19 protein-coding genes and 2 pseudogenes are annotated in these 21,842 nt (G+C 44.1%); 11 read left to right on the top strand and 10 right to left on the bottom strand.

Annotated elements, in window-relative coordinates; translation table 11 throughout:
* Positions 1 to 73: 73 nt before the first annotated feature.
* The 6 genes and pseudogenes from CHA6605_RS15885 to CHA6605_RS37320 all read left to right on the top strand — a co-directional run bounded on the left by CHA6605_RS15885 (position 74) and on the right by CHA6605_RS37320 (position 6,302).
* Positions 74 to 1,477, top strand: a complete 1,404-nt coding sequence (locus CHA6605_RS15885; RefSeq protein ID WP_015158689.1) for a transposase — start codon at positions 74 to 76, stop codon at positions 1,475 to 1,477.
* A 108-nt stretch (positions 1,478 to 1,585) separates the two neighbouring features.
* On the top strand, positions 1,586 to 2,242 hold the full coding sequence (rimM, locus tag CHA6605_RS15880; protein ID WP_015160438.1) for a ribosome maturation factor RimM: 657 nt from the start codon (positions 1,586 to 1,588) through the stop codon (positions 2,240 to 2,242).
* Between the two features lie 152 nt (positions 2,243 to 2,394).
* Positions 2,395 to 3,387 (top strand): permease, encoded by a 993-nt coding sequence (locus CHA6605_RS15875; protein ID WP_015160437.1) that lies wholly within the window; start codon positions 2,395 to 2,397, stop codon positions 3,385 to 3,387.
* On the top strand, positions 3,377 to 4,141 hold the full coding sequence (locus CHA6605_RS15870; protein ID WP_015160436.1) for a TIGR03943 family putative permease subunit: 765 nt from the start codon (positions 3,377 to 3,379) through the stop codon (positions 4,139 to 4,141). The genes CHA6605_RS15875 and CHA6605_RS15870 overlap by 11 nt, the downstream gene beginning before the upstream one ends.
* A 125-nt stretch (positions 4,142 to 4,266) precedes the next feature.
* Positions 4,267 to 5,727 carry a hypothetical protein gene (locus CHA6605_RS15865; RefSeq protein WP_015160435.1) on the top strand — a complete coding sequence of 487 codons (1,461 nt, stop codon included), beginning with the start codon at positions 4,267 to 4,269 and terminating at the stop codon, positions 5,725 to 5,727.
* 174 nt (positions 5,728 to 5,901) lie between these two features.
* Positions 5,902 to 6,302: pseudogene (locus CHA6605_RS37320) on the top strand (hypothetical protein).
* A 31-nt stretch (positions 6,303 to 6,333) separates the two neighbouring features.
* Here CHA6605_RS37320 and CHA6605_RS15850 read toward each other — a convergent pair.
* On the bottom strand, positions 6,334 to 7,512 hold the full coding sequence (locus CHA6605_RS15850) for a M20 family metallopeptidase (protein ID WP_015160434.1): 1,179 nt from the start codon (positions 7,510 to 7,512) through the stop codon (positions 6,334 to 6,336).
* 188 nt (positions 7,513 to 7,700) lie between these two features.
* Between CHA6605_RS15850 and CHA6605_RS15845 the strand changes: the two genes are divergently transcribed.
* Together CHA6605_RS15845 and CHA6605_RS15840 are read left to right on the top strand one after the other, a co-directional pair.
* Positions 7,701 to 8,129, top strand: a complete 429-nt coding sequence (locus CHA6605_RS15845) for a pre-16S rRNA-processing nuclease YqgF (protein WP_015160433.1) — start codon at positions 7,701 to 7,703, stop codon at positions 8,127 to 8,129.
* Between the two features lie 516 nt (positions 8,130 to 8,645).
* Positions 8,646 to 10,118, top strand: coding sequence for a tetratricopeptide repeat protein (locus CHA6605_RS15840; RefSeq protein ID WP_015160432.1), 1,473 nt, complete (start codon positions 8,646 to 8,648; stop codon positions 10,116 to 10,118).
* A gap of 11 nt (positions 10,119 to 10,129) precedes the next feature.
* On the opposite strand, the gene holB is transcribed toward CHA6605_RS15840, so the two are convergent.
* Positions 10,130 to 11,092 (bottom strand): DNA polymerase III subunit delta', encoded by a 963-nt coding sequence (gene holB, locus CHA6605_RS15835; protein WP_015160431.1) that lies wholly within the window; start codon positions 11,090 to 11,092, stop codon positions 10,130 to 10,132.
* 417 nt (positions 11,093 to 11,509) lie between these two features.
* Here holB and CHA6605_RS15830 point away from each other — a divergent pair, with 417 nt between their 5' ends.
* On the top strand, positions 11,510 to 12,460 hold the full coding sequence (locus CHA6605_RS15830; protein WP_015160430.1) for a GGDEF domain-containing response regulator: 951 nt from the start codon (positions 11,510 to 11,512) through the stop codon (positions 12,458 to 12,460).
* An 80-nt stretch (positions 12,461 to 12,540) separates the two neighbouring features.
* Here CHA6605_RS15830 and CHA6605_RS36240 read toward each other — a convergent pair whose 3' ends face one another.
* Positions 12,541 to 12,672 carry a hypothetical protein gene (locus CHA6605_RS36240; RefSeq protein ID WP_269744491.1) on the bottom strand — a complete coding sequence of 44 codons (132 nt, stop codon included), beginning with the start codon at positions 12,670 to 12,672 and terminating at the stop codon, positions 12,541 to 12,543.
* Between the two features lie 73 nt (positions 12,673 to 12,745).
* Between CHA6605_RS36240 and bioB the strand changes: the two genes are divergently transcribed.
* On the top strand, positions 12,746 to 13,759 hold the full coding sequence (gene bioB / locus CHA6605_RS15825; protein WP_015160429.1) for a biotin synthase BioB: 1,014 nt from the start codon (positions 12,746 to 12,748) through the stop codon (positions 13,757 to 13,759).
* A 71-nt stretch (positions 13,760 to 13,830) separates the two neighbouring features.
* Here bioB and CHA6605_RS15820 read toward each other — a convergent pair whose 3' ends face one another.
* The 7 genes and pseudogenes from CHA6605_RS15820 to CHA6605_RS15790 form a co-directional block, all read right to left on the bottom strand.
* A complete protein-coding gene (locus tag CHA6605_RS15820) occupies positions 13,831 to 14,067 on the bottom strand; it encodes an HNH endonuclease (protein ID WP_015160428.1) in 237 nt (78 codons plus the stop codon).
* 7 nt (positions 14,068 to 14,074) lie between these two features.
* Positions 14,075 to 14,524, bottom strand: a complete 450-nt coding sequence (locus CHA6605_RS15815) for a hypothetical protein (RefSeq protein WP_015160427.1) — start codon at positions 14,522 to 14,524, stop codon at positions 14,075 to 14,077.
* A gap of 478 nt (positions 14,525 to 15,002) precedes the next feature.
* Positions 15,003 to 15,338, bottom strand: a complete 336-nt coding sequence (locus tag CHA6605_RS33010) for a KGK domain-containing protein (RefSeq protein ID WP_086936232.1) — start codon at positions 15,336 to 15,338, stop codon at positions 15,003 to 15,005.
* A gap of 33 nt (positions 15,339 to 15,371) precedes the next feature.
* Positions 15,372 to 16,568 (bottom strand): annotated as a pseudogene (locus CHA6605_RS15805) (ISL3 family transposase).
* A 464-nt stretch (positions 16,569 to 17,032) separates the two neighbouring features.
* The gene (locus CHA6605_RS15800) at positions 17,033 to 17,425 is read right to left on the bottom strand and encodes a hypothetical protein (protein WP_015160425.1); all 393 of its coding nucleotides are present in this window, start codon (positions 17,423 to 17,425) and stop codon (positions 17,033 to 17,035) included.
* A 224-nt stretch (positions 17,426 to 17,649) separates the two neighbouring features.
* Positions 17,650 to 18,036, bottom strand: a complete 387-nt coding sequence (locus CHA6605_RS15795) for a hypothetical protein (protein ID WP_015160424.1) — start codon at positions 18,034 to 18,036, stop codon at positions 17,650 to 17,652.
* A 136-nt stretch (positions 18,037 to 18,172) separates the two neighbouring features.
* Positions 18,173 to 20,653 (bottom strand): dynamin family protein, encoded by a 2,481-nt coding sequence (locus CHA6605_RS15790; RefSeq protein ID WP_015160423.1) that lies wholly within the window; start codon positions 20,651 to 20,653, stop codon positions 18,173 to 18,175.
* Between the two features lie 241 nt (positions 20,654 to 20,894).
* Between CHA6605_RS15790 and CHA6605_RS15785 the strand changes: the two genes are divergently transcribed.
* Positions 20,895 to 21,674, top strand: coding sequence for a Uma2 family endonuclease (locus tag CHA6605_RS15785; RefSeq protein ID WP_015160422.1), 780 nt, complete (start codon positions 20,895 to 20,897; stop codon positions 21,672 to 21,674).
* Positions 21,675 to 21,842: the final 168 nt, after the last annotated feature.

Raw genomic sequence — 21,842 nt, 5'->3', positions numbered from 1 at the left:
TCGATGTTCAAGTTTTTGAAAACTGCTGAAGTGTATGATATGGGATGAAGGATCGGTATAGAAAGGTAAAGACATGCTACTCAATAAGCCTTTGCCCTTCATCGAAGACTTTATCAACGAATTGAACAAGGGACTGAAAAGTTACAATCCAGATGGGGGCTTGAGCAGAATTCAGCGTGGATGGATCGGATTCTGTCTGATGGGCATAATACTGACGAACAGCGTATGCTGGGCAAGATTTGAACGGGTGAGCCTGGGGAAATACAGCCTGGGAGCCTTATCATGGATGTTTCGCAAATCCAAACTGCCATGGGAGATGATGCTTCAAGTTAGTATAGCAATAGTGCTCAAGCAGTATGGTATTTCTGGAGGTACTTTGGTGACTGACGACTCAGATCATCAGCGCAGTAAGAAGACACCAAGGTTATTCAAAACCCATAAAATCAGAGACAAAGGTAGCGGGGGATATATAAATGGTCAAAACATAGTGTTATTAATACTAGTTACTGACAAAGTGAGCTTGCCAGTTGGATTTGAGGTCTATCAACCTGACCCTCAACAACAAGCATGGACAAGAGAAGATCAACGTCTGAGAAAGAAAGGTATCGCGAAAAAAAACCGCCCAGAGGCTCCACCCCATAATCCAGACTACCCAACTAAACCAGAATTAGTGTTGCGATTAATGGAGCAGTTTCGGAAGCACCACAGTCAAATCAAGATCAAAGCCGTCGTTGCTGATGCACTATATGGTCAGGCAAAATTCATGGATGCAGCATCAGGCTTATTTGGTGGAGTCCAAGTCATTAGCCAATTGCGTTATAACCAAAATATTCGTTTTCGAGGCCGAAAACAAAGCCTAAAGCACTATTTTTCAAGTTATCCGGGAGTTCCTCAAGAGTTGAGTATTCGAGGTCAACCTGCCATTACAGCCAATGTTGGAAGTATCAGAGTGGAAGTTTGTGCTCACGGAAAAAAGCGATTTGTGATTGCGCTGAAGTATCCGGGTGAGCAAGATTATCGATATTTAGTTGCTACGGATCTGACTTGGCGCACCATAGATATCATCCAAGCGTATACACTGAGATGGTTAGTAGAGGTTTTCATCGAGGACTGGAAGTCTTATGAAGGTTGGGCGCAGTTGGCCAAGCAAACAGGTAAAGAAGGGACAAGCCGTGGCCTGACCCTGAGTCTGTTGCTTGACTTATGCCTCTTGCTTCACCCGAGACAAATAGCCCGCGTTGACAGCAAGCTGCCCGCATATACTGTGGGCAGTCTACTCCGCAATCTTCAGATGGAAGCTTTGTTGTTATATTTTGAGCAGTTGCTACAAGCACCTAATCCGGTTGAGCAGTTGAATCAATTAAGTCAATCAGTTCAGGAGTTTTTCCTTTTGAGATCGTCTGGTAAACATATGAGTGGTAGAGATTTAGGTCGCTTAGAACCCACTCCCTCCCTCAATCGTCGAGCTGTAGCTTAAAAACTTGAACATCGAGTAATAAACTTTGCTGTCAGTTGCTGGCGGTGCGGTAGATCGATGGTTGTGGTTTAACATAAAGATCGATCTTCTTTCCTTACCGACCGAGCTATGACTATTCGACCTTCTAAAACTCCCCGCAGCAAGGTTGCCTCTGGGACAGCTCCATTAGTACCGCCAGATGGTTGGATGGAAATTGGTTCGATCGTCGGCGCACAGGGGATTAAAGGCGAAGTGAAGGTATATCCGAACTCGGACTTTCCCGAACGATTCGAGCGCGCGGGGGAACGCTGGCTGTGGGGTGCGACTGATGTGGAGCCGCGCTCGATCCAGTTGCAAAAAGGTTATGAGATTCCTGGGAAAGGCTTATTTGTAGTCCAATTAGCCGGGATTGAAACTCGATCGCAAGCTGAGAATTTGCGCGGACAAATGCTATTATTACCCGCAACCGATCGACCGCGATTGTCTCCTGGCGAGTATCACAGCCAGGATCTGATCGGGTTGCCAGTTTTTCATGGGGTGACGGGAGTCGAAGTTGGCACTGTAGCTGATATTTTTACTGCTGGGCACGAAATTTTGGTAGTTAGCGTCCCGAATGGGGATGGTAAAATCGCTGAGGCGATGATTCCATTCGTCAAAGAAATCGTGCCTGTGGTCGATCTTGCCAATCGCCGGATCGAAATCTTGCCGCCGCCTGGATTGTTGGAGTTATACGTAACAGCCAAACCATTATCAGGATTTAAGGATTTGCAGGATTTACAGGATTAGGTTGTCTTTGCTAAGTCAGGATTTAGGGATTAGGAGGATTAGGTTGTGACTACTAAGTTCGATCCCCAATCCCCAGTCTCCAATCCCCAATCCCCAATCTCCAATCTCCAATCCCCAATCTCTAATCCCCAATCCCCAATCCCAAGATCGAGATGGAACAGCTTAATAATGCGTTTACGCTCTTTTTGAGCTTGCTGGTAGAAGCACTCCCATTTCTGTTGCTGGGGGTGTTGTTATCGAGCATACTGCTGATTTGTATCGACGAACGATGGTTGCTCGCTCGGATGCCCAAAAATCCGTTACTGGGTGCTTTTACGGGCAGTTGTATTGGGTTTTTATTCCCAGTTTGTGAATGTGGAAATGTGCCAGTGGCGAGACGATTGATTATGCAGGGGATTCCAATGCCTGTTGCGATCGGATTTTTGCTGGCTGCACCGACTGTCAATCCGATCGTGATTTGGTCTACTTGGATTGCGTTTCGCGATCGACCGGAAATTGTCGTTTTGCGGGTAGTATTTTCGCTATTAATTGCGACTATTATCGGTTATATTTTTAGCGTTCAAAAAGATCTCAAACCTATTCTGCAACCCGCGATCGCGATGGGTACGCTTCGTGCCGAGCCGAAAGTTAGTACTGGCTACAGTATTCTCGATGGGGGCGATTTTATGCTGGGTAGTAGGGGGATGGCACCGCAACGGATGACACCAGAGCTAATTCAGCCACCCAAGAGATCGTTTCGTGCTAATTTGAATTTAGTCTTGGATAATGTCATCCAAGAATTGCGCGAGCTAGGGGGAGTTTTAATCCTCGGTAGTGCAGTGGCAGCGGCAATTCAAACGCTCACTCCACGCGAATTAATTGTTAGTCTGGGTGAAGGGCCAATTATCTCGATCGTGGTAATGATGATCTTGGCTGGCTCGATTTCGATTTGTTCTACTGTAGACTCATTTTTCGCGCTCTCTTTTGCCGCGACATTTACGAGCGGTTCGCTGTTGGCATTTCTGGTGTTTGGGCCGATGTTCGACCTCAAAAGTATCGGATTAATGTTGTCGATATTTAAGCCCAAAGCGATTATTTATCTCTTCGCGATCGCGACTCAATTAACTTTCCTATTCACCTTGTTTGTAAATTTCCATGTCAGTTAACTCACCCACCGATCGCTCCAATTTGCGCAAGTCGTGGTTAGATATTACGGCAGTAGCGGCATGGGGGATCTTATTACTTAAGTACGCGATCGACGGAACCTTATTCATCCTGATTCATCCCAGTTATTATCTACTTGTAACTGTCACGGGTGGTTGTTTATTATTAATTGGTTTGTTTCAGGGGTGGCGACTGTATCGGGGTCAGATGGCAATCTCGTCCGAACTACATAGCAATCTGCTCCCGCCTTGGTTTACAACCATGTTGCTCTTGGGTACGGCGATCGCTGGATTGATTATTACACCAAAATTATTTACCTCTCACACCGCCATCCAGCGGGGTGTTTCTTCAGAATCGGTGACAGTTACCAGAGATAAACCCCAAGCCTTCCGCTCGAATATCAAACCCGAATCTAGAACGCTGGTAGATTGGGTGCGAACGCTCAATAGTTATCCCGAACCCGACGCCTATTTAAACCAAAAAGCCAACCTCAAAGGGTTCGTGTTTTACCCCAAAGATCTGCCTGCTAACTACATATTACTGTCGAGATTCGTAATTACCTGTTGTGCCGCAGATGTTTACCCCGTCTCGCTGCCAGTCAAGCTCACAGGCGATCGCAGCCAATATCCTCAAGATAGCTGGCTTCAAATCAAAGGTAAAGCGATCGTCGAAACATTCTCTGGGAGTCGCCAATTAGTCATCGAAACCAGCGAAGTCCAGCCAATTGCAGTTCCTAAGAATCCTTATCAGGAGTAAGTGGATTGTGGATTTTGGATTGTGGATTTTGGATTTTGGATTGAATATTTCCGTCCCCCCGTCCCCCCGTCCCCCCAGTCTCCCCGTCTCCCCGTCTCCCCGTCCCCTCGTCCCCCCGTCCCCCTGTGACTAACACTCCCTTACAACCCCTAGATCGCATTGCCATGGCAGTCATGACTGGATTGGCGATCGTGACTCTGCTGCTATTGGTGAGTGGCGATCGGACTTTGCCGCAGGTGCGCGATTTTAATTGGCAAAATCGATCGATTGGTGCTGAAGATACGGCATTTACGCTGACATTCAATCGTCCGATGGATCGTGCTGTCGTCGCCCAACAGCTCAAAGTCGCACCGCCATTACCAGGGAAAATCAGTTGGGCGGGGTCTAAAATGGCTTATACGCTGCTGTCTCCAGCTCCCTATGGAAATACTTATCAAGTCGATTTGCGGGGTGTTAGAGAGAAAATTGGCAAGCAAAGAGGGAAGGAAATCGTTCCTTTTGTCGGACAGTTTCGGACGCCCGATCGAATGTTTGCGTATATTAGCAGTGGAGAAGCAGATAGAGGTCGGATCGTCATCTACAATTTTAAAACGCAAAGCCCGATCGCGATTACGCCACCAAATTTAGTCGTGACAGATTTTAAAGCCGATCGTTACAGCCAAAAGATTGTTTTTACAGCAACCGATCGCCAAACACTCGAAAATCGTCAACCCGCGATCGCCTCGCAGCAAGTTTATAGTATCAGCACCGGAATTGCTCCGCGCAATACCGAGAACGACGAGCAATTTATTCCTCCTGGTAAGCTAGAAGTAGTGCTCGACAATCGCGATTATCAAAACGTCAAATTCGACCTCTCTCCTGATGGTAAAACAGTTGTCGTCCAACGAGTCAGTCGCAAAAACTCGACTGATTTTGCCTTGTGGGTAGTGGCTTTAGATAAATCGGTTCCTCCTGCCAAGCTCAAACAAAGTGGTGATTTTGTGATTACGCCAGATAGTACGGAGGTTGCTGCTGCTGTAGGTCAGGGCGTATCGATTTTTTCGATCGTGCCAAATGCGAATAGTAAGCTTGATTTTTTACCTAAGTTTGGGAATGTATTGAGCTTTGCTAACGATGGCACAGCCGCTGCGATGGTGGAATATAATAGCAACTATACCAAGTCACTATTTGTTGTCAAAAATGATGGCATAGAGCAGCAAATATTCAATACTAATGGCTCGATTTGGGATGCCAAGTTTTCACCAGATAAAGATATTATTTATTGTTTGGCTACCGAGCTAAAAACCAAAGGCGAAACTAGCTATGAAGAACCATTTTTAGCTGCGATCGATACTAAAACTAGAAAGATTTTACAAATGACGCTGTTACCAATCCAGCAGGGTCTTCAGATGAGTTTATCTCCAGATGGTTTGGCGGTAATGTTCGATCAAGTAGATCTGGGCGAAAGTACCAATCAGATCGTTCAAGGTAGTAGCAATGGCATTTTATGGTTATTACCAATTCCTCCCAATATTCGCGAAATAAAAACACCAATCACAGCAACGCGATTACCTCTGTCTGGTTGGCATCCACGCTGGTTATCATAAGTATTATTTTGCCGATATCAATAATGCGATTCTATTACTGCGAGATTGGGAGGGTACCCAGGGGCACCCCTACAGGCTAATTGTGTAGGGGTGCCCCTTGTGGGTACCCTGATATCTACGCTTTTACGAATGGTTATGTACTGTCTTGATGCGCGTCACTGAGTTAAAATCTTGATGAATATCTATTCCCAGCTCATTTTTCCGACTTTAATCGATCGAGTAATGTCTGGCGAAAGTTTTGCTAATTATCGCCGACAAGTTTTGGCAGATGCTAGCGGCAATGTTTTAGAAATTGGATTTGGGACGGGCTTAAATTTAGCATATTATCCAGCCGATCGAGTCGATTTATCGAACATGGGTTGAGTAACGAACCGAATATTCAGACTTGGCAACATCGCCTCACCCCAATTCAGAAAATCATTGGTGAAGGCTGTCATCTCGATCGCGATATTAAGGTACTAATTTCACAACAATTTGAGGATTTAAAAGTACATGAGTTCTATGCCGCCGATACACCTAAAATTGGCGGCTATTTTTATCAAGGTATTGCTATTAAAACAAATAGAGGATTTTAAACCCCCATCCTAAAACGCCAGTTATCAATTATCAATTACTTTGCCAATATTGATATGCCGTATATGCCATCGTCACTACTCCAGTAATAATTGCCGACTCATCCACCATAAATTGCGGATGATGGAGGGGGTAATTCTTCGCATCGGGCATACCGACACCCAAGCGAAACATCGTTCCTGGGGCATGTTGCAGGTACATGGAGAAGTCCTCAGCGCCGAGGGAGGGTTCGGGTAAGATTTGGACTCGATCGCTGCCCCAAGCGGCTCTAGCGGATGATTCGAGGATTTGAGTTAAGGCAATATCATTCTGCACTGAAGGTACGCCGCGCCGATAATTAACTTGGCATTTCGCGCCATAGGTGCGGCAAATATCGGTAACGATTTGCTCGATCCAATCGGGTAACGTTGCATGAGTATCGGGATGGAGCGATCGCACGGTACCGGATAACTCCACACGATCGGCGATAATATTGGGAGCGCGTCCGCCTTTTATCGTCCCGATCGTCAACACGATCGGGCGTAATGGATTCTGGGTGCGGCTAATTGCCTGTTGCAGTCCGGTAATTACCTGCGACGCGATCCAAATTGCATCCACGGCTTCATGGGGTCTGGCACCATGCCCAGATTCGCCGATAATAGTAATCTCCAGGTCATCAGCGGCGGCGGTTAAGGCTCCATACCTAATCCCGATCGAGCCTGCTGGAATCGATGGAAATACGTGCAGGGAAAAAATACTATCCACCTCTTTCATCACCCCGTCAGCGACCATCCAGGCAGCACCCTGCGCGATTTCTTCAGCGGGTTGAAAGATAAATCGCGTCGTACCGGGTAATTCCATGCCCAATTCTGCCAGAATCATCGCGGTACCCAAACCGACGGTAGTATGCACATCATGACCGCAAGCGTGCATGATCCCCTGATTTTTAGAGCTAAATGGCAATCCCGTCCGCTCGACGATCGGGAGTGCGTCCATATCAGTCCGAATCGCCAACAAGCGATCGTCTGTACCTGCGCCTACGAGTTCGCCGACAACGCCCGTTTTGCCCACAGATTCTTGTGTCTGCAATCCAGCAGCCGATAATACCCCCGCGATGTAAGCCGCCGTTTGATATTCCTGTCCGCTCAATTCGGGATGAGCGTGGATATGACGGCGAATTTCAATCAATCTCGGTGCGAGGTTGGTAGCAATGGAGTGAATGCGATCGAGCATGGGGATGGGGGAACTGGGTGACTGGGGAAATCAGAAATTCAGAGAACTTGATTATGCAGATGTAATTAGATTGTGGAAAAGAGACAAGACTTCCCGCCAAAATAGTAACTAGATTTACGCCGTAGACTACTAGCTACTTAGTTATCACTTTTCAAGCCTAAGCCTAAGACCTAAATCCTAAAACCACCATGACAGATTGCCATCGAGAAAATGAAACAATATTAGGATTCGATCCGGGTAAGGATAAGTGTGGAGTTGCCGTGATGAATGGAGATCGAGCTTTGCTTTACCATCAAGTACTGTTGACAGCCGAGGTCATTTCGCAGATTAGCAATCTATGTCAGCAGTATAACGTCAGTCGGATTGTCATGGGCGACCAAACTACCGCAAAACAATGGCAACGACAATTGACCGCAGTTTTCCCCAACTTACCAATTACTCTAGTTGACGAGCGGTATAGCAGTCTACAAGCGCGCGATCGATATTGGCAAATGTATCCGCCTAACTTGCTTACCAGTTTAATTCCCCAAGGGATGCGCCAACCACCCCGCCCGATCGACGATCTAGTGGCAATTATTTTAGTCGAACGATACTTGAGTAAAAACCCCGATTGTTAGGAGAATGCAGTCGCTGTTAGCACCAACTCGCCCTGACGATGAGATCTGTGAATAAGTTTGAATTTAAAGTTGCTCGATGGCAACTAGTAAGTAGAGATCTGACTTCTAGTTTGAATGACTTGATGCTGGAGATTTCGCTGACTTTTCGAGCAACAGCAAGGTGCGTTTTTAGGTATGAAGTATCTATAAATAGTATGATTTTATACTCAAAATTTGATGAGATTTAACAGAGCGACATCCAGGAAGATCCGATCGTCTAAGCTTTACAGACAGTCATTTTTACGATATTTGTACGTTGTTAATTGTTGAGAAATCAGCCTACATTAACTTCAAGAGATTGGAAGATTTGTTAAAATATAGTTACACACGCCGATAATTATTTCATTATTCCGTCCAGAAATAAGTTGAGCACCATGAAGATAGGATTTAGCTAGCTAGAAACTATTCAAGATTTTAGATAATACACATTTGTCCTGACTCAGCGCGATCGCCTAAATCGATCGCCTCCTATATTCAATGATGAACACATCCAATCGCCGACAATTTTCTGACAAGTGGATGTCTCGACTCCACATCTCGCTGTCGAGCATTTTGCTTTTGACGATCTCGCTGTTACCATCAGTACGCGTAGCTGCTACCGAAGCTCCATCTGAGATCGTGTTAGCTCGCCAAGTTACTAGAAAAACACCAGCTCCCAAAAATTTAAAAACGGCTAGAGATTTTTACAATCGAGCGATGCGTCGTTTTCGATCTCGCGATCGAGTCGGCGCAATTGCTGACTTCAATCGGGCGATTGCCTTGCAATCTAATTTTGTCGATGCTTACAACAACCGGGGCATCGTTAAAGGTTTAAACGGCGACAGTACGGGTGCAATTGCCGACTATACTAGCGCGCTGGTTCTCAATCCAAAATTTTTTGAAGCTTATGCCAACAGAGGTTTTGCTCGTTTGAATATTGGCGATCGGGCGGGTGCCTTAGCCGACTTCCAAGCCGCAAGCGCGATTAAACCCACCGATCCGCAACTAGCGATCGGTAAAGGTATCATCTTGTCGCAAAATGGGGATAAACAAGGCGCGATCGCCAGTTACGCTCAAGCAATCCAACTCGATCCCAAGAATGTAGATGCTTTCTACAATCGCGGCATCGCCAAACTCGATCTGGGCGACTTCACGGGTGCGCTCGCTGATTTCGATCGGGTAATTGCCTTGAGACCGAACTATGCTAAAGCTTACAATGGTCGCGGTAAAACTAGAGAATTAATGGGCGATTCCCAAGCTGCACTCGCTGATTTCAATCGAGCGATCGCCTTAAATCCCAATAGCTCCAATGCTTATTTCAACCGTGCTAATGCCCAAAATTCACTCGGAAATCGCACTGGAGCAATTAGCGACTACGATCGGGTAGCGAGCATCAATCCGACTGATGCCTTTGCCTTTTTCAATCGCGCTATCATCAAAGCTGAGAATGGTGACAAAACTCAAGCGATCGCCGATTATACTACCGCACTCAAGCTCAATCCTAAATTAGTCGAAGCATATAACAATCGTGGGATTCTTTACTCTTCGATCGGCAATCGCCAAGCTGCGATCGCGGACTATACTCAAGCCATTCAACTCAAACCCAATTACGGCACAGCATACCTCAATCGTGGGATCGTCTATTATGTGGCTGGTGAGTATCGCAAAGCCATCGCAGATTACACTCAGGGCATCGCCAGCGATCCCAAAAATGCCGACTTATACTTCAATCGTGGGGTCTCTTTGGCTCAACTACAAGAGTATCAAAAGGCTCTGGCTGACTACAATACGGCAATTCGCTTGCAACCAAATAACGCTCTGGCATACAGCAATCGGGGATTGCTCCAAGCCCAACTCCAAGCCAATTCTGCTGCTACCGAAGATTTAAAAACAGCAGCAAGATTGTTTCAAGCCCAAAATAATCAGGCTGCCTATGAATCTGTCATGCGCAGGTTGGAAAGACTAAAATAAGTCGATAATCCCTAAGTAGCAATCTTCAAAAAGGTACATTCCCACACCAAACGCGGTTGAACGTAAGCCAGGAGTTGCGACCGCGTTTGTTCGAGCGTCTCGACTAGGTTCGCGGCTCGATATTTTTGCCAGTAGATATATTGAAGATAGTCTACCAACCATAATTGCTCCACCGAATCCAAATCTCGATCGATCCCAGCCGCTAATTCTAGCCCTTGACGACGGCTTAACGGTAAATTAGTCGATCGATCGAGCAGATCCGCTGGTAGGGCTTGCAACTGCTCCCAGATGGCAATCGCCGCGCCGGGACTACCTTGAGCCAATCCCAATATTTCCGATCGTGCCAAGATTTCTGTTTTACCTAATTTAGTCAACACTTGGCTCGTCAAAGTGCGATCGAGTCGATGGAATGGTACCTGCTGACAGCGAGAGACAATCGTCGGTAGCAAAGATTCTACGCTAGAGGCGATCGCAATGATGGTGGCTTTTCCCGGCTCTTCTAGGGTCTTTAATAGGGCATTTGCGGCGGCTTCTGGCATTGTTTCGGCTTGCTCGATCGCAATCACAGATCGCTCGCCTAGTAGTGGTGGACGCGCCAAAAAGCGACTGATGTCGCGAATTTGTTCGATCCTAATTTGGGGCGGTGTCTTGCGTTTGATGCCTGCTGCGGTGGCTTCTGCGGCGGAGTAGAGTTTTCCTTGGTGGTTGTATGTCGGTGCTACCCACAAGACATCGGGATGATTGCCCTGGTGGAGTTTTTGTTTGATTAACGCTTGTTGGTTTTCTGGAACTTCATGACAAAAGATCGATTCAATAAAACAGCGAGCGGCAAGAGTTTTGCCGATCCCATCGGCACCATAAAATAGGTATGCAGGTGCGAGCCGTTGTTTGACTAGCGATCGAGTCAAAATTTCGACGGCTTGAGTTTGTCCGACTAATATAGAGCTAAATTGAGTCAAGTTTCCAGTTGTCATTCACAGGACAATTGTACCATTAGCTTGAGTCGGGCGTCATCAAAGATGCGGGCGATCGAAGATTGTCATAACAGCATGTGTAATTTATGTTACTCACATACTTAGTTAACGGATAATGATAAACTTCATTGGTGAAACCCTGACGAGTGATACTCTTGGCAAGCTACAACCAGTAAGTAAAATCGCAATTCAAAAGAAATAACTACTTACATGCTACTCTTTGGCTACTCAGTGGGTACACTATGGTAACCATCGCCAGAACTCAGCTTGTTGCGATCGAGAAGCTGTTGTAACTAGTGAGAGACGTCAGCTCTTGTCAACATAAATCAATGGAGTTACATCGTTCAAATCATCACAAATTAACGAACAGTCACGATATCTGGATAAGTAAGTGGATGATTATTTACGCGAGTTACTATGAATACGCCTGAACCAAACTTTCAACGAATTTTATTAGTTGATGACGATCTTGTCGTGCGGGCGAGGGTAAGTGAGTCATTAGCACAAGATGGTTTTGAAGTAATACTTGCAACAAATGGTGATGATGGAATTGCCGCATACCAAGAGCATCGCCCCGATCTGATTTTGGTAGATGCGGTGATGCCAATTTTAGATGGGTTTGAATTTTGTGAGAAACTCAAGAATTTAGGCGAACGTTTGATACCAATTTTAATGATTACCTCATTAGATGATAACGAGTCAGTCGATCGAGCTTTTGCTAGTGGCGCAACTGATTATATTACCAAACCAATTAATTTATCTATTCTGCGTCAGCGCGTGCGAAATTTAATCCGTCAATCTCATTTAATAAAAAATCAATTAAACGAACTTCAAGAAGCCAACCAAAATTTAAAATCACTAGTGAATTTGGATAGTTTAACTAAACTATCCAATCGGCGCGGATTTGATGACTATATTCAAAAAGAATGGGATCGGATGCGTCGGATTAAAGCTCCGTTATCTTTGATCATGTGCGATGTCGATTTTTTTAAAAACTATAACGATCGATATTTACATCCCAATGGCGATCGCTGTTTGATTGAAGTTGCCATGGCGATGCGAAATACCGTGCGCCGCAGTGGCGATTTGGTTGCCCGATATGGGGGTGAAGAATTTGCGATCGTCTTACCAAATACCGATGCTTTGGGTGCTGTTTCGGTAGCCGAAAATGTCCGCACGGCAATTAAAAATCTTCAGATCGTTCATGAAGCTTCATCTGTCTGTCCTCACGTCACCATTAGTGTCGGCGTGTCTACAATTATTCCTACCGCCGAAAATGATTTTCAAGCTCTAATTCATGCCGCCGATCGTGCATTATATCAGGCTAAATCTCAAGGACGCGATCGGGTGACGATGCTAGTAGCTTAGGCTTTAGGTTTTAGGCTTTAGGCTTTAGGTTTTAGGCTTTAGGTTTTAGGCTTTAGGTTTTAGGCTTTAGGTTTTAGGGATTAGGAACTACGTTCTCTAGTTAATTGCGCCCCGCTGTCTTGATTTGCTAACCCGTCTGGAAACCAGACGAGCGCAAATCGCTCCCCGCTCTCTGCTCCCACCCCTTCAACTCCCAACTTCCAAATTTTCACAAAATTAACTAGTGAATCCGGTCGGCCTGATGCGATAATAAGCGATCGCGCAACACTATAGACCCTTAGTTACATGCTACTGACAACACCCACTTGGAATACCCTGGCAGATCGATCGTTAGCTGGAGAGACATTGACTAGGGATGAAGCCTTGGCGGTACTTCAGGCGAAGGATGAGGTGTTGTTAGATCAAATTGCTGCCGCATATCGGGTGCGCCGCCACTATTGGAGCAATCGCGTCAGGCTGCATTATCTCCTCAACGCTCAAAGCGGTTTGTGTCCCGAAGATTGTCATTATTGCTCGCAATCAAAGATCTCGACAGCGGAGATCGAGAAATATCCGTTGATGGCGCAAGAAAAGATCCTCGCAGCGGCAAAACGCGCCGCCGAACTTCAGGCGGGGACTTTTTGCATGGTAATTTCCGGTCGATCGCCGAATGAAGCTACTTTTGGTAAAGTATTAGAGGCAGTACGAGAAGTTAAGGCCAATTACGACCTCAAAGTTTGTGCTTGTCTGGGCTTATTGAGCGAAGAACAGACACACCGTCTGGCTGAAGCTGGAGTAGATCGCGTCAATCACAACCTGAATACCTCCGAATCCAATCACGATCGCATTGCGACTACTCACACCTATACAGATCGAGTCGAAACGGTTAAAAATGTCCATGCAGCGGGGATTACCACCTGTTCTGGCGGGATTTTGGGGATGGGTGAGTCGAATGATGATGTCATCGATTTAGCCCTCTCGCTGCGCGAATTAGGCGTCACTAGCGTTCCGATCAATTTTCTGATTCCAATTCCCGGTACTAAGTTTGCCGATATTAAGCAATTAACACCGCAACAGTGTTTGCGGATTTTGTGTTTATTTCGGTTCTTATTACCTTCCCAAGAAATTCGGATTGCTGGCGGACGAGAAGTGCATTTACGATCGCTACAACCGTTAGGATTGTATGTGGCAAACTCAATCTTTGTCGGCGATTATCTAACTACACCAGGACAATCAGCAACTCAAGATTGGGATACGATCGCGGATCTGGGATTTGTATTAGAAGCTGTGGACGGTAGCCCGATCTCTGTGTCAAAATAGCTCTAACTTTTCGATCGTGATTGGGGTAATCGATCGATTACCCTTTCTTGATGCTTGTCAAAACATATATATTAACTAAACCGTCGATCGAATCTGGGATCGAAGTAGTGTTTTTTCTGGCTATTACACGAACCGCATAATGTTTGCAAATTGCTAAGATCGTTACTACCGCCCGAAGCTAGCGGAATGATATGGTCGATCGATAGGTTGGTAGTTTGTCCGCAACTTTTGCATTGATGGTTATCTCGATCGAATACATATTCCCGTACTTCTTTGGGAAAACTAATCCGCTTGGCTTTTTCTGACATAGAGCTATTAATTGTTCTCGCTTGGCGAGCTATTGGCTAGTTGTCGAATTTCATCTAGAGGCGAACTGCTAGTTGGTAATATATTCTGGGATGTTTCTACTTCGCTAGCTATTTCACTATTCTTAGCTGGTGGAATGAATTTTTTATCGAAAGCTAATACTTGCTTGAGAGCCTTTTTAAAAGACCCACTGGTAAATGATAGATTCTTGTCATCAAAATTGATACACTGTAAGCTTTCCCCATTGAAGTCTTTGTAAAATAGAAAGCCTTGTTCGTAATATAAAATTATTTCTGAAATACCATTTTTCAGAGGAAAGGCAATTTTCATGTAGAGTTTCTCGTATTTGTCATCCTCAGATCCAGTTGAAATACTAATAGAAGGCTGAGGATCGCCCATAAACATCAAGTCCTCAATCGTACTCAGAATATTCGTCAATTCACCCCAGTTGAATGCCATGGTTTAAAATATAAAGACTTTATTGTTATAATACCCAAGCGAAAATCATAAAGCTCTAATCGATCGATCTATCTGAGTGGGTTTATACCAGAGCAAGTTTAAAGCCCTAGTGCTTAGTATTCTACCGCCCTGAAATGAATTTCGGGCTAATGGCAAAAGTCCATTGAAATGGACTGAAAGACTTTTCTTTTTAAACAATTAATTTATCCTACTAAATCACTCTTAAAAAGGCGGGAAAGCAGGGGAATTTCGTACAATAGAAAAAATTCTTAGTTCACTTCAGTGAACTTTCGCTATTAGCCCGAAATTCATTTCAGGGCGGTTGAGGACTAAGCAAATAGGTATTTGCATTTTTACTTTTATGAAAACATCCTACTTTTAGGGGGTTAGGGGTAATTTTAGAAGGTTTACGAATGCTATCTTGTACTTTTCAAAGATTCTCTCACTAATTTTGATCGGTTGATGTCATCGATGTCAATTAGTTTGCCAATTGACGAATCTCATCTAGTGGAGAAGGATGAGCTTCTACTGAGGTTTGCTGTGCAGCTACAGGTTCGGGTTCTTCCGGTATAAATTCAAAACATAGTTTTAGTTTGCCTTTTTGCCATCCTTTTCCATCTGGCTGTAATAGATTACACATACTACCATCTACCAACATATTTATTAGTGTAACTACATTATTGTCATTTGTTAAAATTGCATTTTTTAAGTCGCTATAATAGGCATCTTTAGTGTAACTACCACGAGTTCTAGATTGATCGAATATATTATCTACTTTTGCTCTAGAAAAAGTTAGATCGGTCGGTTGCTTTATTTTTTCAGGTTCTCCAGTACCTAATGTGCTAAATCAATAATTGAATCTCCAAGTTAGCAAGCATCTGTTTCGGAAGTTGTTGAAATTAGTGAAGCCATAAGCAGTACGCTTGATGAGCTTAATCTTATTATTAATTCCCTCAACTACACCACTAGTAGTTCGCTCATCAAAGTAAGCAACTATCTCTGTTAACCATCGCGAGATTGTGCCACAACTATTTGGCAAATGCTGCTTGGCTCTTACCAGCCAATGTCTAATTTTCAATAGTCCTCTCATCCACGATGTTGTTTTTTCCATTATCTCTCTCCATTTTTCTTTGAGTAGATGTGCTGCCCTAATGTTGGCAAATTCTTCTCTAACCTGCTTGAGCTTCTCTTGTTCTTTCTCCTCTCTTAACTCTTTTTCATTTTTTAGCAGCGCATATTTACTCGATTTTATTACTGCCAATTGCCGAGTGTATTCATTCTTTTGCTCTAATGTCTTTGCGGATTTAAGTTTAGCCTCTATCGCTCTTTTTTCTTGTTTTCTCAGCTTATCTAACTCACTATTTATTTGCGCTGTTACATGAAATCTGTCTGCTACTACTTGAGCATTAGGCATCACTTCTATCGCTAAGCTTTTATACCCTTTCCATAAGTCTATGCTGACTTCTTCGATCCTTTCCAGTACCTCTGTCCCCCATCCTTTCAGGATTTTCTCTATTTCTTCACTCTTTCTGCTTTCGATTATTGCTAATAATTTTCCTCGCTCTATATCTACTAATACTGCACAATATTTTCCTTGTCCTTTTACCATTGCTATTTCATCTATTCCCAGTTTCTTAAATCCGTTGGCTTTCTCCGTTTAGCTCTGCTGCTGCGTCTTCAATTATTCTCTCTATTTCTGCTGTCGTCATTACTCCTGTTCTAGCTACGCTCTGAATATCTCCTTCTAGTGCTTCTGCTAGGTATTTTTTTAGCTAGTCTTGAAGTATATGTTCTTCTGCCTTTAACAAATTCTAGTTGTTCGCTAAATGGTTTTTGACTATTTTTTACATTTAAATTGTCTTCTGTTTATTTCTAGGTGAACTTGCTGCTCTCCCCACGGCAAATCTTTTACTATGTATCTATTATTCTGATGTAAGCTACTACTCTTCGTTCCGCATCTATGGCATTTGCTTTCTTTCTTTATTGCTTCTACCTGTAAGATGATGCCTATTCCTTCATATTGTCGCTGCGACTCTATTCGCATTCCTTCTATTCCTAATAGCTCCGTTAGTAGCTTGAGTTCCTTTTTTGTTGCCACTTGCCCTGCCCGCCGCTCTTCTTACTATTTCTTCCTCTCTTCATTATCTTGCTTTTCCTCTCCTCGTCAGCAGTTTTGACATATTTATTTTATTTTCTTTCTCTTGTACTGCCTCGATTCTCATTTAATTAGCACATTAGGTACTGGAGAACCTTTTTTCAATAATCTCACTAATTATAAAAGTGCCGTGTGAACTTAATATTTCTAGCATCTCTGGATCGAGACAACGAATAACAGCCTGTGAATCGGGGATGATTTGTTTGGATCGATCGGTCATAATTCAATAATGGTTATGTGTATTGGTGGTGATTGCATAGCATTTGTTATTCGATTGCTGGGGAGGGCGGGTTCGATCGTAGATTTTCATTACGATCGTTATTGTTGGCATAAACCCGCCCCTACAGACCCGATTAATTTACTTCTGCTAATCCGAATGATGCTCGATCGATCGATGTATTGTTACTCTTTGCTGTGCTAGCTTGTTGGCGATCGAATTCTCGTACTTGTTTAAATACCTTTTTAAAAGAGCCATTTAGCTCCGCAACACTCATATCATCAAATTCTATATTTTTCAGAATTTCTCCTGAGTGATTTTTATAGGTCATCAACCCAACAGAATCATACATTTTCATAGAAACAATGCCATTTTTAAGTGGGAATATAAAATTGATAAATTCTATTTCCTCATCATCTTCAACATCATAGCCAGCAGAGGTCGTGATGGTATATGGATGTTCGCCCATCGATAGTAGGTCATCAATGGTGCTAATAATATGAATAACTTCAGATAAATTAAAGCTCATGATTGAAAATATGAAATTTATTACACTTATATTATTCCCGAAATATGATAAATATAAACATATAAAATATATTTTTAGATCTGTAGGGGCGGGTTTATGCGATCGATTTTGCGTACACCAAAAATCTCAAATCAAACCCGCCCTCACCCACAAGTAATTAACAAGCAGAAAAGTACGATCGCTCCTCACAAGCAATGATCGATCGTGAATTAAAGTATTACCATCTAGTTTACTTCAGATAGTCCAAATGAGGCTCGATCGATTAAGCTATCTACATTTTTTACTTGTTGAGGACTGTACTGGCGATCGAACATAATTAAAGCCTTTAATGCTTTGTGGAAAGCTCCCCCTGTGTCTGTGAGGTTACCGTCATTGAAATCAATACGTTCTAAATTTTTTCCGTCAAGGTTGAAATAATAAAAAGAACCTCCATTATTATAGATTCTCAGTTCTGATTTACCATTTTTAAGCTGAAAGGTTATTTTTATAAATGAATTATCTTTTTCATCTCGGTCGGTGGAAATATTTAGAGGATGTTGAGAATCAATTAAATCCAATAGATCTTTAACAGCATCGATAATGTGAGCGACACCAGTGGTAAGAATACTCATAGTCAAAAATGATATAGTCTATGTATAGAATACCCATAGACCGCTCGTAATTCACATAAATCTAAAACAATTGAAGATTGAAATGAGAAGACTCGATCGATCCTCACAAGCAAGAATCGATCGAATCAATCATCAATTAATTACTATCGCCCGCCATAACTAACTCTGCCGTAGATTCAGCAACATCATTAACAGGCAATAATAAATCCGATTGGCTCAATGTTGGCAACCGATGTCTGTCTAGTTGCATAGCTTCGAGACAGCTATTGATGCCTTCAACTGCTGCATTGAACACCCCGATACGTTGCTCGACTTCGGCTAGTTGACGTTGATTTTGACGGATCTTTTCTTCGGCTTCTTTTTCCAATGCTTTGGCTAAATATGCACGAGCGCGATCGTATTGAGAGAGAATTTGTTCGGATTGGTAATTGGCGATCGGTAATAATTGATTGTTGAGCGATTGATTGATGACTTGCCGGAACGATCGCATGACGGTTTCGCGAACTTTTTCTTCAAAGTCAATCTTTAATAATTGACGAATCGCTGGCTCGGCTTCAATCATATTGTAATGATCGTAGCCTCGGCAGGCTTGTTGAAGCGTTTGACGTAATTGGAATAGAGATGATGTACCTTCGGTGAAAAATTCGGGACGTTCGCGGACGTATCGATCGCATTCTACCCGTGCGGCATTAATTAAGGAACTAGAGACGATCGTTTCTAATTGTTTGAGGTTTTGTTCGATATCGCAATCGTTACCTAACAAGCGATAAAGATCGCGATAATATTCTTGTTTTTGAATTTGGGTAATTAGTTGTTGGAAGAAGTTAGCGACTAATTCTTGCACGGCGACGACTAAAACATCTTCTAAACCGTTTGATAGATAGTAAAAGGCTTCACTCAAAATGCCAATTAATGGTACCACCGAATTGCGGCGATGGCTGGCTTGGGCTTGTTGGTGAACGTGACTGACTGAGAAAGTTGTGAGTAATTCGTCCAGACGACTGACCATTTTGGCTTTGAGTTTGGTAAAATCTGCCTCAAAAGCAACGTTAGTATTACTGGCAACTACTTCATTGACGATCGCATGTATGTGTTCGGTAAACTCGTCGCCGACATCTTTGAGCTGCTTGCTGAGGAGTTGAATTTCTTGCTCTTTAATCGCATTGGCATCTTGCGGTTGAGCTTTGAGATAGTGCCAGTTTTCTAAATAATTGCGGCGGAGACTGATACAGAGGGGTTGCAGATCGTCGGCAAGATTTACCAATAATAATGGACGTTTTTCTTCCATTAAATAGCGGGTAATGGCGGTACGAAATTCTTCGATGCCGCTATCTTTGATGAGTTGTTCTACCAATCCCCGTCCTTGCTCGCCGAGAATTCGCAGATAGTTTTCGGTAGCCGATTCGTAACTGCGGACATCGATCCGAAACTTATCTATAGGTAATTTGCCAGAGATCGAACAATAGCGATTGAATTCGTTGACAAATTGGGGTGTCTGTTCGCCGTCTGGGGTAACGCTGGCGGCAAAAAAAGAATTCAGTCCAAATCTGTCGTTTGCATTTGTCTGGCGGAGTTGGCTACCCCAAAAACCTAACAAACCGCTAGTTTTATAGACGCGCTGCGAGTCGCGAAATTGTTCGCCGATGAGATTGTCTAGCCGCTGGCGCAATTGGGAATTGTACCAGGTTTCATCGATGCGATTGAAGATGTAAAAAACTCGATCGCGAACGCCAGGATTTTGGCGAATGCGTTCGAGCATTTCGGTTTCTTCGGTGCTCATATCTCCAGCCGCAGCGGGTTTGAGAACACAAACGACAGCAGATGTGTCGGGATTTTCGATCTTGGTGTAGGTGAGTTCGGCATCCCGCTTGACTGGCGCATCGATTCCAGGAGTATCGACGAGGACGTTACCATCTTGGAGCAGGGGATGGTGACAGTAATATTCTACTCGCCGCAATACCGCGCTATTGCTACCCCGCCGCGCATAACTGGCGGCTTCCTGGAGGTTTTTAAAATCAAATTGCTCCATCGATAGCGTGCGATTGGTAGTTTTGTCGATATATTTTTTGTTATCGATAAAACCTTGAATCAATAGCTTAAATGCAGAAGCTTGTTTGGCTCGCTCTGACTTACTTTCACCCCCTTCTTGCTGAATGATTGCGATGCAAGAATCGCGCAGCGTATCCATCAAACTTTGTTCTTGTAATAGCAAGGTAGCCTGTTGCGGATCGTGGAGATTCAATCCTAGCTTTTTGCCTAATAATTGCACCTGACTTAAAACCTCAGCTTCGGATAAAAAGGTTAGTACTACCCGCTCCCGATCCGGTTCTGCATAAGCAATTTGGCATTCTGTCCCCGTAGCATGACCCTCGGCACTATAGAGCAATTCTCGCTCCAAGATGGCATTAATCAGCATCGATTTACCCGCGCTGAATGCTCCCGCAAAGACGATTTCAAAGGTAGGTGCGATCGCTTTTTTGAGCGAAGCACGCACTGCACTGGTGTCTACGCGTGCTTGTAACGTTGGCTCCTGCTTGAGCAAATCGAGTACTGAATCTACCTGAACTTGGAGGTTCTGGCACTGGGGAAGGGTATTGGGACTGTGTTGGAAAGTCATAATTCGGGGTGAAGGTAATTTGGCTAGGGACGAGATCGGAAGCTATCTCTCTACTAGCATTTAGATTACCCAAACTAACTCAGACATATTTCCATCTCGATCGCGAATATTACAATTTTGTGGTTAAGAAAAGGCAGAAGGCAGAAGGCAACATTATGCTGTAGTCGATCTACCCACTACCCATTATCGATTCGATCGATAAAAAGGATAAAATAAGGCTTAGACTAACCAGGCAAAAGTGATGATTGCTCGACTCGATACAGCCAGAATCAACCACGAACCCCTAGTTACTTGGGAGCCTTTACCCAAGGATTTTCAATTAGAGGACGACCCGGTGGAGAATGATGGACAATCCCTCTTAGCAGGGGCATTGCGCGAAAGCTTGGAACTGAGCGGCTTTATTCAACCGCAAATGTTCATCGTATCTAACTTTGGGCTATGTGCGACGATCGACGATCGAATTGTGGTTAAAGCACCCGATTGGCTGTATGTGCCCTCTACCAACCCAAGCGAATTGATGCGGAGAAGCTATACCCCACATGCGGAGGGCGAGCCAGTCGCGATCGTCATGGAGTTTTTGTCTCAGATCGATGGCAGCGAATATTCTGTCAAGCGCAGTTTTCCCCCTGGCAAATGGTTCTTTTACGAGCAAATTCTCAAAGTCCCCATCTACGTTATTTTCGAGCCAGAGAGTGGACTATTAGAATTTTATCAACTCCAAAACGAACGCTACGAGCTAATCCTCCCCGATCCTGACGGACGCCACTGGATTGCAGAGATGAACTTATTTCTGGGTACGTGGCGGGGCGAGAAAGAGGGGAGATCCGGTTATTGGCTGCGATGGTGGGATGAGTCGGGTACTATGCTCCCGTGGGCTGTCGAACAAATCGAACAAGAGCGTCACCGCGCAGAACAAGAGCGTCAGCGAGCAGAGCAGGAGCGTCAACAAAAAGAACGGTTGATGGCATATCTTCGATCGCAAGGCATCGACCCAGATAGTCTACCAGCCAGCAATGAATAAAAGATCGGGATTATGTCGATCGAAATTGCATATATTACTAGCGAGCGAGCGGTAGCAAATAATTACCTTGCTAAGATCGGGCGATCGCGTCTTAACTGTTGGCCAGAGGGTTGCGCTAAACTGATGAATCATAAGGTACTTCCGATCGAACTTACCTTCAACTAACTT

It is taken from the genome of Chamaesiphon minutus PCC 6605, from assembly GCF_000317145.1.
GTDB lineage: Bacteria > Cyanobacteriota > Cyanobacteriia > Cyanobacteriales > Chamaesiphonaceae > Chamaesiphon > Chamaesiphon minutus.
The sequence above is the reverse complement of the archived record's forward strand: the minus strand, read 5'-3'. Positions and strand labels throughout refer to the sequence as shown.

Bases quoted from the DNA above. Each gene is read 5' to 3' on its own strand.
- CHA6605_RS15885 (WP_015158689.1), top strand. From the start codon at position 74: ATGCTACTCAATAAGCCTTTGCCCTTCATCGAAGACTTTATCAACGAA.
- rimM (WP_015160438.1), top strand. From the start codon at position 1,586: ATGACTATTCGACCTTCTAAAACTCCCCGCAGCAAGGTTGCCTCTGGG.
- CHA6605_RS15875 (WP_015160437.1), top strand. From the start codon at position 2,395: ATGGAACAGCTTAATAATGCGTTTACGCTCTTTTTGAGCTTGCTGGTA.
- CHA6605_RS15870 (WP_015160436.1), top strand. From the start codon at position 3,377: ATGTCAGTTAACTCACCCACCGATCGCTCCAATTTGCGCAAGTCGTGG.
- CHA6605_RS15850 (WP_015160434.1), bottom strand. From the start codon at position 7,512: ATGCTCGATCGCATTCACTCCATTGCTACCAACCTCGCACCGAGATTG.
- CHA6605_RS15845 (WP_015160433.1), top strand. From the start codon at position 7,701: ATGACAGATTGCCATCGAGAAAATGAAACAATATTAGGATTCGATCCG.
- CHA6605_RS15840 (WP_015160432.1), top strand. From the start codon at position 8,646: ATGATGAACACATCCAATCGCCGACAATTTTCTGACAAGTGGATGTCT.
- holB (WP_015160431.1), bottom strand. From the start codon at position 11,092: ATGACAACTGGAAACTTGACTCAATTTAGCTCTATATTAGTCGGACAA.
- CHA6605_RS15830 (WP_015160430.1), top strand. From the start codon at position 11,510: ATGAATACGCCTGAACCAAACTTTCAACGAATTTTATTAGTTGATGAC.
- bioB (WP_015160429.1), top strand. From the start codon at position 12,746: ATGCTACTGACAACACCCACTTGGAATACCCTGGCAGATCGATCGTTA.
- CHA6605_RS15820 (WP_015160428.1), bottom strand. From the start codon at position 14,067: ATGTCAGAAAAAGCCAAGCGGATTAGTTTTCCCAAAGAAGTACGGGAA.
- CHA6605_RS15815 (WP_015160427.1), bottom strand. From the start codon at position 14,524: ATGGCATTCAACTGGGGTGAATTGACGAATATTCTGAGTACGATTGAG.
- CHA6605_RS15800 (WP_015160425.1), bottom strand. From the start codon at position 17,425: ATGAGCTTTAATTTATCTGAAGTTATTCATATTATTAGCACCATTGAT.
- CHA6605_RS15795 (WP_015160424.1), bottom strand. From the start codon at position 18,036: ATGAGTATTCTTACCACTGGTGTCGCTCACATTATCGATGCTGTTAAA.
- CHA6605_RS15790 (WP_015160423.1), bottom strand. From the start codon at position 20,653: ATGACTTTCCAACACAGTCCCAATACCCTTCCCCAGTGCCAGAACCTC.
- CHA6605_RS15785 (WP_015160422.1), top strand. From the start codon at position 20,895: ATGATTGCTCGACTCGATACAGCCAGAATCAACCACGAACCCCTAGTT.